Genomic DNA, 17,420 nt, shown 5'->3' on the forward strand with positions numbered 1-17,420 from the left:
CTGAAAAGTTTCAGACGACCTTTTGTCTTTCTTCCTAAACTATTTCGCAGGCGGCTTCAATTCAAACACTTCGGGATGCGCCTTAAAATATTCTACGGCGATAAATCCGCCGCCGATGATGATTACCAGGAACACCGCCATGACAATCATGGCAAGGATGAATTTGTCCGAAGGATGGGCGTCGGGCTTGCGTTTATCCGCCATTATTGCATCTCCGAGAGCCAGTCGCGGGCGGTGAGAAACTCGTTCAGCCGCGCTTCGGGCGAACCTTCTTTGGGCGCGTATCGATACTCGAAGCGCACCAAAGGCGGCATGGACATCAAAATGCTTTCCGTACGTCCGCCGCTTTGCAGGCCGAACAGCGTACCCCTGTCCCAAACTAAATTAAATTCCACATAACGCCCGCGCCGGTAAAGCTGGAAATCACGCTCGCGTTCGCCGTATGGCGTGTTTTTGCGTTTCGCCACAATCGGCAAATACGCTTCGATGTAGCCTTCGCCGACCGCCTTGATGAAATTCAGGCAGGTGTCGAAATTCCAGCGGTTCAAATCGTCGAAAAACAAACCGCCCACGCCGCGCGTTTCGCCGCGGTGTTTCAGGTAAAAATACTCGTCGCACCATTTTTTGAACTCGGGATAAACCGCTTCCCCAAACGGCGCGCACACGTCCCGCGCCACCGTGTGCCAATGCAAAATATCTTCTTCAAACGGATAAAACGGCGTCAAATCAAAGCCGCCGCCGAACCACCACACAGGCTCGCCGCCTTCCGGATACGCGATAAAAAAGCGCACGTTCGCATGGCTGGTCGGCACATACGGATTTTTCGGATGAATCACCAGCGACACACCCATCGCTTCAAACGCCGCGCCCGCCAGTTCAGGGCGGTGCGCCGTCGCCGAAGCGGGCATTTTGTCGCCTTTCACGTGCGAAAAGTTCACGCCCGCCTGCTCGAATACCGCGCCGTTTTTCAACACGCGGGTTTCGCCTACGCCCAATTTGCCCGTCCATTCTTCACGCGCAAACACCGCCCCGCCGTCTTCTTGCTCAAGTGCGGCGCAGATTTGGTTTTGCAGGTTTTTCAATACGGTTAAAACGGCTTCGGTGTGCATGGGTATTCCTTGCTTTTATGATGAGACAGAGTTCGTCGGGTTGATGAGAGAATTTAATTCGGTATTGTAGTCTGAAATGAGAAATTAAGGTCGTCTGAAAACCCTTTTTCAGGATTTTCAGACGACCTTTCCGTTTTACACAATGCTTAAACGGGCAAGCGGATTATGCGCCGTAAACGGGGTATTTGTCGCAAAGTGCGGTGATTTGCTTGCGGACGTTTGCCAGATTCGCTTCGTCTTCAGGATTTGCCAAAACGTCGGCAACGAGGTTGGCGAGGACTCGGGCGTCGGCTTCGTTAAATCCGCGCGTGGTCATGGCGGCGGAGCCGATGCGGATGCCGGAGGTAACGAACGGTTTTTCCGGGTCGTTGGGGATGGCGTTTTTGTTGACAGTGATGTTTGCTTTGCCCAATGCGGCTTCGGCGGCTTTGCCGGTGATTTTCATCGGTTGTAGGTCAACGAGGAAAACGTGGCTTTCGGTGCGGCCGGAAACGATGCGCAAACCGCGTTTGACCAATTCTTCCGCCATCGCTGCGGCGTTGATTTTCACCTGTTTCGCGTATTGTTTGAACTCGGGTTGCAGGGCTTCTTTGAACGCAACGGCTTTGGCGGCGATGACGTGCATCAGCGGGCCGCCTTGCAGGCTTGGGAAGATGGAAGAGTTCAACGCTTTTTCATGCGTGTTGTCGCGGCACAAAATCACGCCGCCGCGCGGGCCGCGCAGGGTTTTGTGGGTGGTGGTGGTCACGAAGTCGCAGAATGGGACGGGGTTGGGGTATTCGCCGCCGGCAATCAGACCTGCGTAGTGCGCCATATCGACGAAAAGGTAGGCACCGACTTTGTCGGCGATTTCGCGGAATTTCGCCCAGTCGATTTGCAGTGCGTAGGCAGATGCGCCGGCAACGATCATTTTGGGTTTGTGTTCGAGCGCGAGGCGTTCGACTTCGGCGTAATCGAGGACTTCGTTTTCATCCAAGCCGTAGGTAATGGCGTTGTAGAGTTTGCCGGAAATGTTGACGCTGGCGCCGTGGGTCAGGTGTCCGCCGTGGGCGAGGCTCATGCCGAGGATGGTGTCGCCGGGTTTGAGGACGGAAGCGTACACGGCTTGGTTGGCTTGGGAGCCGGAATGGGGTTGGACGTTGGCGTATTCCGCACCGAAGAGTTCTTTGACGCGGTCGATTGCCAGCTGTTCGACGATATCGACGTATTCGCAGCCGCCGTAGTATCGTTTGCCGGGGTAGCCTTCGGCGTATTTGTTGGTCAATTGCGAACCTTGTGCCTCCATCACGGCGCAACTGACGTAGTTTTCGGAAGCAATCAGTTCGACGTGGTCTTGCTGGCGTTGGTCTTCTTGGGCGATGGCGGCTGCCAGCTCCGGATCATATTGGGCTAGGTTGACGCTTTTTGAAAACATCTTCTCGACTCCTTTGTCGGTTGGGAAACGGGGATTGATAAGTGTTGAACAATGTACCAAATCGGTTTGGATTGTCAACGATTTTATCTTTCAGACGACCCCTTTGCTGCTTGGAGGGTCGTCTGAAAAGTTTTATTTGAACAGATTGTCTTGTTTCAAATGAAATTCGATTTTTTCGAGCAGGGCTTCGAGGTCGGTCTCGGCTTGGGTGGCGGCGAGGTTTTTGCCCAACTCCTCCAAAGCCAGCGCATCGAGCCTGCGGCGTTCGAGTTTGCGCGCTTCTTCGTTGAAGATTTTGATGTTGTCGGGCAGGACAAGCGGCGGCACGCTGCCGTCGGTCGTATAGAACGCTTCATCCGCAAACACGAACCCCTCCGGCAAGGCGGGCGCATTGTCGTAGTCGGCATCGTTGACCGGCATCCACTCGGAATGCTGTTCCAACAGGATGAATTGCCCGTTCATGCCGTAAATGTGGGCAAAACGGGAGAGCTTGGGGCGTTTGGTGTTCATGCAAAGATTGTATGCCGATGATGCGGGAGCGTCTAGGGTGGAAATTTGTGTCGTCGCAGTAGGAAGGTCGTCTGAAAGTAGTATAATTACAGATTCGATAAAATCTTGAAGACAAATATAAAAAGGGAAACCCCAATGTCAGCAAACACAAACAAGCAATGGTTAAGCGTCATCGCCCTGGCGGTCGGCGCATTCATTTTCAACACCACCGAATATATCCCGATTGCCCTATTGAGCGACATCGGTGCGACCTTCAATATGCCGCCGACCGAAGTCGGCATCATGATTACCGTGTATGCGTGGATTGTCGCGCTGCTGTCACTGCCGCTGATGCTGGTAACGAAAAACATCGAACGCCGAAAGCTGCTGCTCGTCCTCTTCGCGTTCTTTACCCTCAGCCACATCGTTTCCTATTTCGCCCGAAGTTTCGAAATCCTGCTCGTCAGCCGCATCGGTATCGCCCTGACGCATGCCGTGTTTTGGTCAATTACCGCCTCGCTGGCAGTACGCGTTGCGCCGCAGGGTAAAGGCAATCAGGCTTTGGGGCTGCTCAGTACGGGTACGGTTATGGCGATGGTGGCGGGCATCCCGCTGGGGCGCGTTATCGGGCAACACTCAAGCTGGCAGTTCAGCTTTTTGCTTATCGGACTTTGCGCGGCGGCAGTCATGGGCATATTGGCGAAAAACCTGCCGCTGCTGCCCAGCGTGAACACAGGTTCGCTCAAAAGCCTGCCCGGATTGCTCAAGCGCAAAAACCTCATGCTGCTCTACGCGCTGACCGTCCTGCTGATTACCGCCCACTTTACGGCATACAGCTATATCGAACCCTTCGTCCTGCAAGCCGGCGGCTTCGCGCCCGAACAAGTGACCATCGTCTTGAGCCTGTACGGACTGGCGGGGTTTGCCGCGTCGTATCTGTTCGGCAAATGGTTTGCCAAACACCAGCGCACATTCCTGCTGACCTCGGTATCCGTCATCATGGCTTCAACGCTCTGCCTGCTGCCCCTTGCCACTTACCCGATAGCCGTTTACGCGCTGGTGTTTGTCTGGGGTATCGCCATCGTCGTCTTAAGCCTCGGCATGGTATCCAAAGTATTGGACTTTGCCTCGGATGCGACCGATGTAGCCAACTCGATTTACTCAGGCCTCTACAACGTCGGTATCGGCGGCGGCGCGCTTTTGGGACATTACGTTACCGTCTGGGCGGGCATTTCCAACATCGGCTTTGCCGCCGCAATCTTGGCAGCAGCAGGATTGGGCGTGTGTCGGATGTTGGTTGAAATGCGAAAATAAGAGGGTTGTATAAAAAAGAGGTCGTCTGAAAACAAACGTTTTCAGACGACCTCTTTTTTATTCTTATAATTAATTCTTTATGTGTACTTAATAGTATTTTTACTATTCTTTGTAGCTATTGACAAAAATCAAAGTTCATAAACAAAGACAAAGTTATCCGCATTCTAGGTAAAGAAAATGATATATCATATCGCCTTTCGTGATGTGTTATCTAAAAAGGATGAATGGTGAAGCAAACTATCTTTTTCAATAAAAACAGAATATTGTGTGCTGTTTTAGCGGTTTTTTCAGGACAAGTGGTTGCGGAAGATACCCCGCAAGTAGACTTGCCTGAAGTCAAGGTTACTGCGAAAGCACCTTCTAACAACTGGCGTTTGCAATCTGGTGCAAAAGACTACCTGAAAGACGGGGAAGTCTTGACTACGAATGATTTGAAAACAAAACGCGCCGTATCGCTCGGGCAGACTGTGGAACAAGTGTCCGGTGTTCAAAATAATGCTTACGGCCCTAATACAGGCGTACCGCAAATCCGCAGTTTGAGCGGTTCGCGTGTGTATGTCAGTGAAAATGGATTGGGTATTTCGGACGCTTCTTCTTTAAGCCCTGATTTGCCGTTGATGGTGAATCCGTTTATGGCGGAAAAAATTACCATTTTGAAATCATCGGCTTCGGTGCTGTATGGCGGTAATGCGATTGGCGGTGCGGTCGATGTCGATACGGGCGTGATTGCCAGTCAGCTGCCTGAAAAAGACGTGGGCGGCAAAGTGGAAGTGAGCGGCGGTTACAATACGCCGCGCGTCGCCGCGTTCAAATTAAACGGTAAGGTAGGCAATGTGGCTTGGCATTTGTCGGGCGCGGACACCCATTCGGATGATTACCGCATCCCCGGCGATTCCAAGCCGGCAGCCTGTTACGATCCTGCCAATATTTACAGCTCGCGTCTGATGTGGGCATGTCAGGTTACTCCGGATATTAGCGAAACCTTAAATAAAGGCCATTTCCGTTATGTCGCGAAAGATATTCCGGCTTTTATCGCCCAGTGGAAACGCTATAACGATGGGTCAGAACCTGACGAGTCTGAACTGTACAAAGTGAATAAACCGTCTTGGGGCGATTGGGTAGAGAATCCGCTTTACGATGGCAGCAAAGACCGTAGGATTAAGGTCGTCAATGCCATGAAAGACGATATGCCTGTTGAAAAAGGTCGTCTAAAAAACAGCCACTTGAGCAATCAGAACTTTGCTTTCGGTTTGAGCCATATCGGCGAGCGCAGCTATGTCGGTTTGTCTGTCAGCCGCTTCTTAAGCAAATCAGGCATTGCCGGATTCGGCTATTACAATTTTGCTTCATCCGGACACAATCATCATGGCGGCTCTTCTAACAAAACCGGACGCGAGTATGCCTCCGTGCGCGCCCAGCAAACCCGTTGGCAGGCTGAGGCCATGTACCGTCCGTTGGCTCCGTGGATAGAGAACATCAAGTTTCAAGCTGCTTATACGCAAACGCCTACCGCTGAATATTTGGGCGACACCAAAATGCAAACGCTGGACAGCAAAACCTTCCAAAGCCGTTTGGAGTTCAACCACAAAGCCGGTTCTTGGCTGAAAGGCACAATGGGCGCAGACTGGAAACAACGCAGCACTGAATCTTCCGGCATCAACGGCAAACGTACCGGAAACTACGCCTACCTGCCTGATACCGACAGCAAAGAATACGGTATTTTCGCGTTGGAAAACTTCAAATGGAAAAACTGGGATGCTTCGTTGGGCTGGCGGCACGGTCAGGTTCGCCACTCGGTCGATATCGGCGATTTCAAACCTGGACGCAATAGCTCGACAGTTCAAAGTTTGCAGGAAAGAGGTCGTCTGAAATACAGTTTGAACCACTATCATGCCGGTGTAGGCGTGGATTTGTTTGACTTCTGGAAGCTGGGCGCGCGATATAGCCGTTCGCAACGCGCTCCTGAAGTCAACGAGTTGTACGCAGGCGGCGATCACTATGCCCTGATGGCTGCCGAATCACACTGGGCGGTCGATGTCCTCCGTCCTGAAACCGCTAGAACTTGGGAATTCAACAGCGAATTCGGTTGGAAAGACGGACGGCTTCGCGCAAGCTGGTACAGAACCCAATTCAAAGATTATGCCTTCTTGGTCGATGCGGCACACGATGGCGGTCAACGCCTTCCAACCAAATATTGGCGCGCCGGCAATACCCAACTTCACGGTTTAGAGTTGGAATTGAATCAGTGGTTTGACCTGAACAAATACGGCACATTGGAAGCACGACTTTTCGGCGATTTCGTACACAACCGCGCCGATTTGGACGACGAGCGCAACACTTCCTTAGAACACGGCAGCCGCGTCCGCAACAACGGCTATTACATGCCCAATATGCCCGTTTCCCGCTACGGAGCAGGTTTGACATGGAATAAAGGCGGCTGGCAAGTGGGCAGCAGCCTGACGCGCTACCGTCCTGCCAAACATACCGGCCATATGGCTGCCAATTACAAAGAACCTGTGTTGGGCGGCTATACCATGTGGGATGCGTATTTGAGCCATACGCTCAAACACGGCAAGGTAACATCTGAATGGTTTGTCGATGCGCGCAACCTTGCCAATCGCACCGCACGTCCGCAAAACTCCATGCTGAAATACATCGCACCGCTGCCTGGCCGCTCCGTCCGCGTGGGTGTGAGAATGAATTTCTAAGTTTGGAATAAAACAAGCCGGATTCCTTTGATGGGAATCCGGTTTTTCTTTTTGATGATTGGATTTTCAGATGACGTTTTGGGGTCGTCTGAAATGTGAGACACCATTTACTTCTGCTTATCCAACGCCTCTTCATCCAGCGATTTCAACCATTCCAGCTTTTCGCCGATTTTGATTTCCAGTCCGCGCGGGACGGGTTGGTAGAAGTCCGGTTCGTCCAAGCCGTCGGGCATATAGCTTTCGCCGGCGGCGTAGGCGTTCGGTTCGTCGTGGGCGTAGCGGTATTCGCGTCCGTAGCCCAATTCTTTCATCAACTTGGTCGGCGCATTGCGCAGATGGACAGGCACTTCGTTGCTGGCATTTTCTTTGACGAAACGGCGCATTTGGTTGTATGCCTTATAACCTGCGTTTGATTTGGCGGCGGCGGCAAGGTACAACACAGCTTGAGCCAAAGCAAGCTCCCCTTCCGGCGAGCCTAAGCGCTCATAAGTCGCGGCGGCATCATTGGCAATCGTTAAGGCACGCGGATCGGCCAAGCCGATGTCTTCCCATGCCATGCGGACAATGCGGCGGGCAAGATAGCGCGGGTCGGTGCCACCGTCGAGCATACGGCAGAACCAATACAATGCCGCGTTAGGATGCGAACCGCGCACGGATTTGTGCAGCGCAGAAATTTGGTTGTAGAAACTCTCGCCGCCCTTATCAAAACGACGGATTTGCGCACCCAAACTGTCGGCAAGAAATTCGGCAGTCAGGGTTTTCAGACGGCGTGTATCGGCAGCGCGTAAAAGCTGCTCAATCAAGTTCAACAATCTGCGGGCATCGCCATCGGCGGTATTCACAAGTAATTCTTGCGCATCGGCTTCAATCGTAAACTCTTGGTATTCGGGCAAGGCCAACACTTTGGCAATCAGCTTTTTCAGGTCGTCTGAAGACAAGGATTGCAAGACATAAACCTGCGCCCTGCTGAGTAATGCCGGATTGACTTCAAATGACGGGTTTTCCGTGGTAGCGCCGATAAAGGTTAATAAGCCGCTTTCGACATAAGGCAAAAATGCGTCCTGCTGCGCTTTGTTGAAGCGGTGTACCTCGTCAACAAACAAAATCGTCGCGCGCCCTTGTTGCAAGGCAATTTCAGCTTTCTCGATTGCCTCGCGTATGTCCTTCACACCGGAAAATACGGCGGAAACAGGCAGAAACTGTGCATTGAAACTCTGCGCCAAAATCCGCGCCAACGTCGTCTTGCCCACGCCCGGCGGCCCCCACAGCAACATAGAATGCGGCTTCCCGCCTTCCACCGCCACACGCAGCGGTTTGCCTTCGCCGATTAAATGCTGCTGCCCGATAACGTCATCAAGCGTATGCGGGCGCAGGCGTTCGGCAAGCGGCGCATCAGGTTGGCGGGTGAAAAGGTCGGACATGGCGGTTTCCGTGAAAGAGGGTTTTCAGACGACGTGGATTATAGCAGGTCGTCTGAAAACGGACGGATGGCGAAGAGAACAATAAAGACAGGATACATCACAGCCGTCATTCCCGCGCAGGCGGGAATCCGATTGTAAATTTCAGTTGATTGATTTTTATGGATTTTCCTATCCTCAAAGATGGATTCCCGCCTGCGCGGGAATGACGGCATAGGTTTGCCATAACTTACTGGCAGATTTTTTTGTCTGTGTATCCTATACCAGGATGATCATCCTTGTTTCTTGACGAATCATGATTACAGCTGCCGTAGTTAATCTGGATTGACATATTTTTTGCATTAGATTGTATCGGCAGGATAGGTTGGACATTGAAATTATTCAAGCCGGCATTGGATTGGGCGTTAAGGTCATTTTTGAATTTAACGTCAGTGTTAATATCAATTGCAGGCTCGTCATGACCGGTATTCTCAGGATTACTGTCGTCAATGCCATCAGTATTGGTACTGATATAACTTTTAGGCATGATTTGCAGGGCTTTTCCGCTGATGATGATACATTCTTCAGTTAATTTGTCAGCTTCTTTAGCAGCTAATTCGTCAGCTGCTTCTTGTTCTTTAGTTTTAGGGTCCTCATTTTTACTTTTAGAGTCCTCATCTTTAGTTTTAGTGGAGTCGGCTTTGGTGTTATCAGTAGTCGCTGGGCAAAAAAACTTAATATCGCCCAAATTCCACGCCATATAGCCGTATAGGGCATTATTGCGTTGTTCGGGAATCGAAGAACAATTAATGTTTTTATCTGCTTTTTCTTTTTCTGAAAGAATAGAACATTTGAAATTTTGTTTTAATTTGATCAAGTCATTTTTATCAATACCGTTGGTTTCTTGAGAGCCGTTGTTTTGTTGGAAGTTATTATGCAATAAGTACCATGAGGAGTCTTCAGGTATTTCAATGATATGCGTAAAGTTTAAGATTCTTGTTTTATCGCCCATACCTAATATCATTAGATAAATTATCATGATTAATGTTATGAGTAATCTAGTAAAGGAAATAAAAGATTCTTTGTCGTTTAAATTGAATAAATTAAGCAAATTTTTACGGTAATAATCTATTAATGTCAGTAAGAATATGAATAATATGAGTATAAATGAAATGAGATATATACCGATATTATTTGTTTGTGGAAATAAATATTCTAAAAAAATTGTGAGAAATCGAAAAATTACCCAAAAAATTATTAAGGAAATACATATATTATATAATCTAAAAATAATTTTTACAGAGTGATTTGACTTGGTGGATTTTGAGTTTAGAGAGTCCTGTATAGCAGAAGATGATTCTGGTAAAAATGAATGCAATAAAAGATAGTGTAACGAAATTATAATAATATAAATAAGTATAAAAATTGTAATTGCAGCAATTAGGCTAGACGGATTGCTTATTACATCAGGAAGAATACTTAATTGATTAATCTTCAAGAGATAGATATATATAACAAATCCACCGGAGAGTATCCCTAATATTGTCGATATTCCGATGAGTTTGCTGAAAATTTCCAAATAGTCAGTTTTTTGTTTGCTCTGTTGTATTTGTTTGCGCTGTTGTCTTAGTCTGTTTAAATTTCGATGTGTCGTTGTTTCTTCCACATTCTTTGAGTTTTTATTTTTTCTTGCGCATATCCATTCCTTAATCTTTGTAAAAAATTTACAGCAGCTAGGGTTTTGCGTGTTTTCTTTTGAGTTAGACATTGATCAATCCTCTATTTTCCCAAAAAAACGGATTATACCCGACTTTCCCCAATCCCCCATCTCACACCGCTTACGGTATAATACGCGTTTGTTTAAAGACTTTGCGGGGCGTTTCAGACGACCTTGCGGCAAGGGATGGCTATGAATATGAAAAAGATTGTTGCCGTTGCTTCTGTGGCGGCTTTTTTGGGCGGTTGCGCTTATGATTCTGACTCGGCGTTCGGCGGTTTGGGCGGCGGTACGGGGATTGGTGGCAGCGTGGTGAAAATGGCGGTCGATCATCAGTGCCGTTCGGAGTTGAAAAAGCGCAATGAGTGGCGTTTGGTCGCGCTGACCATGAGCGCGGAAAAACAGCGCGAGTGGGAAGACAAAATCTGCGGCTGCGCGAGCGAGGAAGCGCCGAACCAGGTGTCCGCGCAAGAGTTGATGGATGTTTTGAATCCTTCTTCGCGCGATCGGGCGATTGCGTCGGTAACGGTGAAAACTGTCAATACTTGTTTCAAGCGTTTGTATAGATAATGTTTTCAGACGACCTCTGTGTATCGGGGTCGTCTCAAAGTTTATAGTGGATTAAGGTCGGGATAGGACGGCTTGTGGGATATAGTGGATTAAATTTAAACCAGTACAGCGTTGCCTCGCCTTGCCGTACTATCTGTACTGTCTGCGGCTTCGTCGCCTTGTCCTGATTTAAATTTAATCCACTATAGTTCGCAGGCGGGTTTCCTGTTTTGATTAGCAATATTTTTGTTTTTATAGAGAAGAAATCATGAAATATATCAGTACGCGCGGCGAGACGGCGCATAAACCGTTTAGCGAGGTTTTGTTGATGGGGCTTGCGCCCGATGGCGGTTTGATGCTGCCGGAGCGTTATCCGCAGGTCAGCCGCGAGACTTTGGACAAGTGGCGCGGTTTGAGCTATCCGGAGCTGGCGTTTGAGGTGATGAGCCTGTTTGTAACGGATATTCCGGCAGACGATTTGCGCGATATTCTGAACCGTACTTATACGGAAGCGGCGTTCGGCACTGAGGAAATCACGCCTGTGCGTACTTTGTCCGACGGCATCAAAATCCAAGCCTTGTCCAACGGCCCGACGCTGGCGTTCAAGGATATGGCGATGCAGTTTTTGGGCAATGCGTTTGAATATGTGTTGAACAAAAAGGGTAGGGAACTCAATATCTTGGGCGCAACCAGCGGCGATACGGGTTCGGCTGCGGAATATGCGTTGCGCGGTAAAAAGGGCGTGAATGTATTTATGCTGTCGCCCGACGGCAAAATGAGCGCGTTCCAACGTGCGCAGATGTACAGCCTGCAAGACGAGAATATCCACAATATCGCCGTGAAGGGGATGTTTGACGACTGTCAGGATATTGTGAAGGCGGTGCAGAACGATGCTGCGTTCAAGGAAAAATACCATATCGGTACGGTCAATTCGATCAACTGGGGACGCATCGTCGCGCAAGTGGTTTATTACTTTGCGGGCTATTTCAAGGCGACGCAAAGCAATGATGAGCAGGTCAGCTTCTGCGTGCCGAGCGGCAACTTCGGCAACGTTTGCGCGGGACACATCGCCAAACAAATGGGCTTGCCTATCCGCCGCCTGATTGTCGCGACCAATGAAAACGATGTGTTGGACGAGTTTTTCAAAACCGGCGCATACCGCCCGCGCAACAGCGAGCATACTTATGTTACCTCCAGCCCGTCTATGGATATTTCCAAAGCGTCCAACTTCGAGCGTTTCGTGTTCGACCTGATGGATCGCGATCCTCAGGAAATCAACACGCTGTGGGCGGAAGTGGCGGCGGGCAAGGGCTTTGACTTGCAGTTTGCCTTGGAAAAAGTCGGCGGCAAATACGGCTTTACTTCCGGCAAATCTACCCACGCCGACCGCCTCGCCACCATCAAGCAGGTTTACGAGCAAGATAAAGAACTCATCGACCCGCACACTGCCGACGGCGTAAAAGTCGCCCGCGAAGTGCGCGAAGAAGGGGAGACGGTTGTGTGTTTGGAAACCGCGTTGGCAGCGAAATTCGATGCGACCATACACGAAGCCGTCGGCGATGTCGCCATTCCACGTCCCGCCGCGCTGGAAGGTTTGGAAAAATTGCCGCAGCGCGTCCGAGTCGTGCCAAACAATGCAGCCGCCGTCAAAGAAATCATCCGCGAAACCTTAGATAAGTAATGCGTTGCCAAGAGGTCGTCTGAAAAGTTTCAGACGACCTCTGCTAGACAGCAAGCATTGTGATGATAAATATTTTCGTTTAAAATTGCGCGTTTGCTCTAATTCGGCATTATCTATTCACAGGCGAGAGAGGTCGTCTGAAAACCCTTTTAAACCATCATCCGCCCGACCCGCGCGATCAGACGGATTTACCGACAGGAAACTCAAATGGCAGCATTCAATACCCAAAAAGTATTGTCCGTACATCACTGGACGGATGCGTATTTCACCTTTACCTGCACCCGCGACGAATCGTTGCGCTTCGAAAACGGCCAATTCGTCATGGTCGGATTGATGGTGGACGGCAAGCCGCTGATGCGCGCATACAGCGTCGCCTCCGCCAACTGGGAAGAACACCTCGAATTTTTCAGCATTAAAGTCCAAGACGGCCCTCTGACCAGCCGCCTGCAACACCTCAAAGTCGGCGACGACGTGTTAATCAGCAAAAAACCGACCGGAACCTTGGTTGCCGGCGACCTGAATCCCGGCAAACACCTTTACCTGTTGAGCACCGGTACCGGCATCGCCCCTTTCTTGAGCATCACCAAAGATCCCGAAATTTACGAGCAATTTGAAAAAATCATCCTCGTACACGGCGTGCGCTACAAAAAAGATTTGGCGTACTACGACCGCTTTACCAAAGAATTGCCCGAACACGAATACCTCGGCGACTTGGTTAAAGAAAAACTGATTTACTACCCCATCGTTTCCCGCGAAGACTACGAACACCACGGCCGCCTGACCGACCTGATGGTAAGCGGCAAACTGTTTGAAGACATCGGCCTGCCCAAAATCAACCCGCAAGACGACCGCGCCATGCTCTGCGGCAGCCCTGCCATGTTGAAAGACACCTGCAAAGTTCTGGACGATTTCGGTCTGACCGTCTCCCCGAAAACCGGCGTACGCGGCGACTACCTGATTGAGCGCGCGTTTGTGGATCAATAAGGGTTTTGTTTTAAGGATAGATAAAGGTCGTCTGAAAAGTTATGAAAACTTTTCAGACGACCTTTTGGCTTTTAAACCGATAATAGGTAAACGAATGAAAGAATCAGGCGGGAGAATTTATATCAAATCGGCTTTGTGATACATTTCATATCTTTACAAACCGCTATATGAAAGGCGGCAGGTAGGCAGTTTGACTGTTTGACAGTGGCTTCAAATAGAAAATATTTGTACCGTGATTGCCGCGGCAGGTATTTCTTATTTGAATTTACTCCTTTCCAATCTGCCGTTTCATTGCCGATTACCGCGCCCTTCATTGTTGCACATCAAAAATACAGGAAAACAAATGTTTTGGTACATCATAGGTTTTTGCGCCTTTGTCGTTTCGCTTCTCGCGCTTTGGGTCAACGCTAGCGCGTTCGGTATGCAGGATGACGATACGCCGCAATCGGAATATGAAAAACGCCTTGGTCTGGGAACGAAATTGAAAGACAAGGAAACCGCCGCCAAAGAGCGTGCAGCCGCGCGTTTCCATCCGGACGATTGAGCCGTTTGGCAATATTGGTTTCAGACGGCATAAGGAATCCGAACAATGAAAAAATGCGTTGTCCTGACCGGCGCGGGAATCAGCGCCGACAGCGGGTTGCTGACTTTCCGTGATGCGGGCGGTTTGTGGGAAGGGCATAGGGTTACAGATGTCTGCACGCCCGAAGCCTTGGCGCGCAATCCCAAGCTCGTGATTGATTTTTATAACCAGCGCAGGCTTCAGGCAAACGCCGCCGAGCCGAACGCCGCGCATCTGGCGTTGGTCAAGCTGGCGCAATATTACGATGTGCGCATCATCACGCAGAATGTGGACGCGCTGCACGAGAAGGCGGGCAGCAGCAAAGTATTGCACCTGCACGGCGAGCTGAACAAACTGCGCAGCACCGTCGATGAAGACGAAATCATCGAATTTACCGGCGAGCAGACAGACGATGTGCGCGACAGCCAAGGCAATCCGATGCGCCCACATATCGTGTTTTTTGGCGAGCAAGTGCCGATGTTTGACGCGGCGGTCGAAGAAATGCGCGATGCCGATGTGGTCATGATTGTCGGCACATCGATGCAGGTTTATCCGGCGGCTTCGCTGATTCACTACGCGCCGCCCGATGCGGAATGCTATCTGGTCGATCCAAATCCGCAAGGCGTGGGCGCGGATGTCGAAGTGATTCCGAAACGCGCGGCGGAAGGTGTGCCGGCATTGGTCGAGTATTTGATTGGTCGGGTTTGAGAATTAAGGAAAGGTCGTCTGAAGAAGTTTCAGACGACCTTTGGTATTGTATGGGGCCATCCGGTTGGAGATTGTTTGGCGGGAAGTTTAAATGTTAAGTGTGGATATTGTCTTCACTCTCTCCCTTAGATGACTAACCTATCGTCGTCATTCCCGCGCAGGCAGGAATCCGGAAGTTTAAAGTTATGGCAGCTTTGAAATCATTCCGAAATGCCAAGGTCTGGATTCCCGCCTGCGCGGGAATGACGATGGATAAGGGTTTCTTTGAGTTTTTTAAAGATAGGTTTGGTGGTGGTTTTCGTGGGCAAAGCCCACGCTACGTTTAGGTTATCGATGGGAGGAGTTTTTAATTAAAAGGTCGTCTGAAACCTTTTGATTTGGCGATAGATTAGGTTGAAAATTGGGTATCGCAGAAGATTCAGTAATTTTTGTTAGGGTTTGACACAGCCTGCACTTGCTTCACTTTTTCCCCTCCCTCACACATGGCTAACCTACCGTCGTCATTCCCGCGCAGGCGGGAATCCAGAAGTTTAAAGTTATGGCAGCTTTGAAATCATTCCGAAATGCCGAGGTCTGGATTCCCGCCTACGCGGGAATGACGATGGATAAGGGTTTCTTTGAGTTTTTTAAAGATAGGTTTGGCGGAGGTTTTCGCGGGCAAAGCCCACGCTACGGTTGGTTTTTTTGATTGAATTTGAGATAAAAGGTCGTCTGAAAACCTAAATCCGTTTTCAGACGACCTTTGCTTTTCGCCAACTTTATTGTCCGCGTAAAAACAGTGCGTCCAATTCTTTCAGCGTCAGTTTCACCCAGGTCGGGCGGCCGTGGTTGCATTGGTTGCTGCGCGGGGTGTTTTCCATGTCGCGCAGGAGGGCGTTCATTTCGGGCAGGGTGAGCTGGCGGCCGGCGCGGACGGAGCCGTGGCAGGACATGGTGGCGAGGATGTGGTTTTCGTGTTCTTCGATGGTTTGGCTGCTACCGACTTGGGCGAGTTCGTTCAATACGTCTTTGGCGAGCGAGACGACGTCGGCTTTGCCGAGCATGGCGGGGACGGCGCGGACGGCGAGGGTGTTGCCGCCCATGTCGGACAGTTCCAGCCCGAAGCCTGCCAGCGTGTCGGCGTGGTCGGCAAGGGCGGCGCATTCTTCGTGGGACGCGGCGAAGGTAACGGGGATGAGCAGGCGTTGGCTTTGCAGGTTGCCGTTTTCCTGCCGCTGGCGTTTCATTTTTTCGTAGTTGACGCGCTCGGCGGCGGCGTGCATGTCGATGAGCAGCAGGCTGTCTTCGGCTTGGGCGAGGATGTAGATGCCTAATAATTGGGCGATGGCGAAGCCCAGCGGCGGCAGTTCGGGTTTGGGGTCGTCTGAAAAGCTGCGTGCGGGGGTTTCAGACGACGTGGCGGATGTGGTGCTGAAGCGGGCTTGTTCGAACTGTGCCAACTCGATATCGGCTTCATCGGCTGCGCTGTTTTTGAAGAGTTCGGCGTAGGTGTTGAGGGCGGCGCGGCTTTCGCGCAGGGACAGGCTGCGTTGCTGCGGCGCGCGTGCTGCCTGATAGGGCATGGGGGCGGTTTTGCCTGAACTGAAGGCGTTGCGCGGTTCAGAGGCGTGTGCGCTTGGTGCAGCGGCGAAAATATTTTCAGACGTGGGCGGGTTTGGGCGGAACCCGCTATGCTCGTTTTCAGACGACGTTACCGCGGGACGGATGCCTGTGATTTCGTGCAACACTTCGCCTGCGTTGCCGACGCTTTCGGTCAAGTCGGCTCGGGTGTCGGCGAGGGCTTTGTTGAGGGTGTGGAACACGAGTTGGTGTACCTGCTGGCTGTCGCGGAAGCGGATTTCGGTTTTGGTGGGGTGGACGTTGACGTCCACGGCTTCGGGCGGCAGGTCGAGGAAGAGGACGAAGGCGGGGGTGAGGGCGTTGTGCAATACGTCGCGGTATGCCTGTTTGACAGCGTGGAGCATGACTTTGTCGCGCACGAAGCGGTGGTTGACGAAGCAGTATTGTTTGTCGGTTTTGCCTTTGGCGAAGGTGGGTTTAGCGATGGCGCCGTAGAGCCGCAGTGCGCCGTTGCCGCTGTCGATTTCTAAGGATGCTGCCTGAAAGTCTTCGCCGACAATGGCGGCTATGCGTTCATGCAGGCTTTGGGCGGGGAGTTTGAACACTTGTTTGCCGTCGCGTTTGAGCGAGAAGGCGATGTGCGGATGCGCCAGCGCGAGGCGTTCGAGCATGGTGGCGCAGTGGGCGTATTCGGTGTTTTCGGATTTGAGGAACTTGCGCCGCGCGGGTGTGTTGAAGAAGAGTTCGGCGGCTTCGATGGTGGTACCGACGGGGTGGGCGGCGGCGGTGGGGCTGCTGAGTTTGCCGTCTTCGGCTTTGACTTGGGTTGCGTGCGCGCTGCCGTCTTGGCGGCTGGTCAGGGTCAGGCGGCTGACAGAGGCGATGCTTGCCAAGCCTTCGCCGCGAAAGCCCATACTGGCGACGTGTTCCAAATCGTTTAGGGTTTTGATTTTGCTGGTAGCGTGGCGGTGGAGTGCGAGTTCGATGTCGTCGGGGTGGATGCCGCCGCCGTTGTCGCTGACTCGGATGAGGCGGATGCCGCCGCCTGCCAGCTCGACTTCAATCGCCGTCGAGCCTGCGTCTATGCTGTTTTCGACGATTTCTTTGAGGGCGTTGGCGGGGCGTTCGACCACTTCGCCGGCGGCGATTTGGTTGACGAGGTGGTCGGGCAGGGCGGCGATTCGGGACATGGGTTTCTTCCGTTTTCAAACTGGCGGGTATTATAGCA

At 51.2% G+C, this 17,420-nt stretch carries 14 protein-coding genes and 1 pseudogene; 7 read left to right on the forward strand and 8 right to left on the reverse strand.

The features are described 5' to 3' along the window. Positions 1-39: 39 nt before the first annotated feature. The 4 genes from MON37_RS04360 to MON37_RS04375 form a co-directional block, all read right to left on the reverse strand. Positions 40-204 carry a hypothetical protein gene (locus MON37_RS04360; protein ID WP_003760121.1) on the reverse strand — a complete coding sequence of 55 codons (165 nt, stop codon included), beginning with the start codon at positions 202-204 and terminating at the stop codon, positions 40-42. Beyond that, positions 204-1,109, reverse strand: coding sequence for an oxygen-dependent coproporphyrinogen oxidase (gene hemF / locus MON37_RS04365; RefSeq protein WP_039404702.1), 906 nt, complete (start codon positions 1,107-1,109; stop codon positions 204-206). Before hemF ends, MON37_RS04360 begins: the two co-directional genes overlap by 1 nt. A gap of 163 nt (positions 1,110-1,272) precedes the next feature. Then, entirely contained in the window at positions 1,273-2,523 is a 1,251-nt protein-coding gene (gene glyA, locus MON37_RS04370; RefSeq protein ID WP_003756352.1) for a serine hydroxymethyltransferase, read from the reverse strand. 132 nt (positions 2,524-2,655) lie between these two features. Continuing rightward, a complete protein-coding gene (locus MON37_RS04375; RefSeq protein WP_039404705.1) occupies positions 2,656-3,033 on the reverse strand; it encodes a hypothetical protein in 378 nt (125 codons plus the stop codon). Positions 3,034-3,168: 135 nt separating this feature from the next. On the opposite strand from MON37_RS04375, the gene MON37_RS04380 reads away from it, so the two are divergent. Beyond that, entirely contained in the window at positions 3,169-4,326 is a 1,158-nt protein-coding gene (locus tag MON37_RS04380) for a sugar transporter (RefSeq protein ID WP_039404708.1), read from the forward strand. Between the two features lie 224 nt (positions 4,327-4,550). Next, positions 4,551-7,034: a TonB-dependent receptor gene (locus tag MON37_RS04385; RefSeq protein WP_039404711.1), complete on the forward strand. Its 2,484-nt coding sequence runs from the start codon at positions 4,551-4,553 to the stop codon at positions 7,032-7,034. Positions 7,035-7,141: 107 nt separating this feature from the next. On the opposite strand, the gene MON37_RS04390 is transcribed toward MON37_RS04385, so the two are convergent. Both MON37_RS04390 and MON37_RS04395 read right to left on the reverse strand, forming a co-directional pair. Further along, positions 7,142-8,455, reverse strand: a complete 1,314-nt coding sequence (locus MON37_RS04390; protein WP_039404714.1) for a replication-associated recombination protein A — start codon at positions 8,453-8,455, stop codon at positions 7,142-7,144. 226 nt (positions 8,456-8,681) lie between these two features. Then, positions 8,682-10,199 carry a hypothetical protein gene (locus MON37_RS04395; RefSeq protein WP_052242805.1) on the reverse strand — a complete coding sequence of 506 codons (1,518 nt, stop codon included), beginning with the start codon at positions 10,197-10,199 and terminating at the stop codon, positions 8,682-8,684. Between the two features lie 141 nt (positions 10,200-10,340). On the opposite strand from MON37_RS04395, the gene MON37_RS04400 reads away from it, so the two are divergent. After that, on the forward strand, positions 10,341-10,718 hold the full coding sequence (locus tag MON37_RS04400) for a hypothetical protein (RefSeq protein ID WP_082013571.1): 378 nt from the start codon (positions 10,341-10,343) through the stop codon (positions 10,716-10,718). Positions 10,719-10,770: 52 nt separating this feature from the next. On the opposite strand, the pseudogene MON37_RS04405 reads toward MON37_RS04400, so the two are convergent. Continuing rightward, positions 10,771-10,905, reverse strand: a pseudogene (locus MON37_RS04405) (IS5/IS1182 family transposase); the annotation flags it as partial. Between the two features lie 60 nt (positions 10,906-10,965). Here MON37_RS04405 and thrC point away from each other — a divergent pair. From thrC to MON37_RS04425, 4 genes are all read left to right on the forward strand, one after another. Beyond that, positions 10,966-12,378, forward strand: coding sequence for a threonine synthase (gene thrC / locus MON37_RS04410; RefSeq protein WP_039404717.1), 1,413 nt, complete (start codon positions 10,966-10,968; stop codon positions 12,376-12,378). 207 nt (positions 12,379-12,585) lie between these two features. After that, the gene (locus tag MON37_RS04415) at positions 12,586-13,362 is read left to right on the forward strand and encodes a ferredoxin--NADP reductase (protein ID WP_003756710.1); all 777 of its coding nucleotides are present in this window, start codon (positions 12,586-12,588) and stop codon (positions 13,360-13,362) included. 343 nt (positions 13,363-13,705) lie between these two features. Beyond that, positions 13,706-13,906: a hypothetical protein gene (locus MON37_RS04420; protein ID WP_003742720.1), complete on the forward strand. Its 201-nt coding sequence runs from the start codon at positions 13,706-13,708 to the stop codon at positions 13,904-13,906. A 45-nt stretch (positions 13,907-13,951) separates the two neighbouring features. Next, positions 13,952-14,632: an SIR2 family NAD-dependent protein deacylase gene (locus MON37_RS04425; RefSeq protein ID WP_039404722.1), complete on the forward strand. Its 681-nt coding sequence runs from the start codon at positions 13,952-13,954 to the stop codon at positions 14,630-14,632. Between the two features lie 758 nt (positions 14,633-15,390). On the opposite strand, the gene mutL is transcribed toward MON37_RS04425, so the two are convergent. Next, on the reverse strand, positions 15,391-17,382 hold the full coding sequence (gene mutL / locus MON37_RS04430; protein WP_039404725.1) for a DNA mismatch repair endonuclease MutL: 1,992 nt from the start codon (positions 17,380-17,382) through the stop codon (positions 15,391-15,393). Positions 17,383-17,420: the final 38 nt, after the last annotated feature.

Source organism: Morococcus cerebrosus (assembly GCF_022749515.1).
Lineage (GTDB): Bacteria > Pseudomonadota > Gammaproteobacteria > Burkholderiales > Neisseriaceae > Neisseria > Neisseria cerebrosa.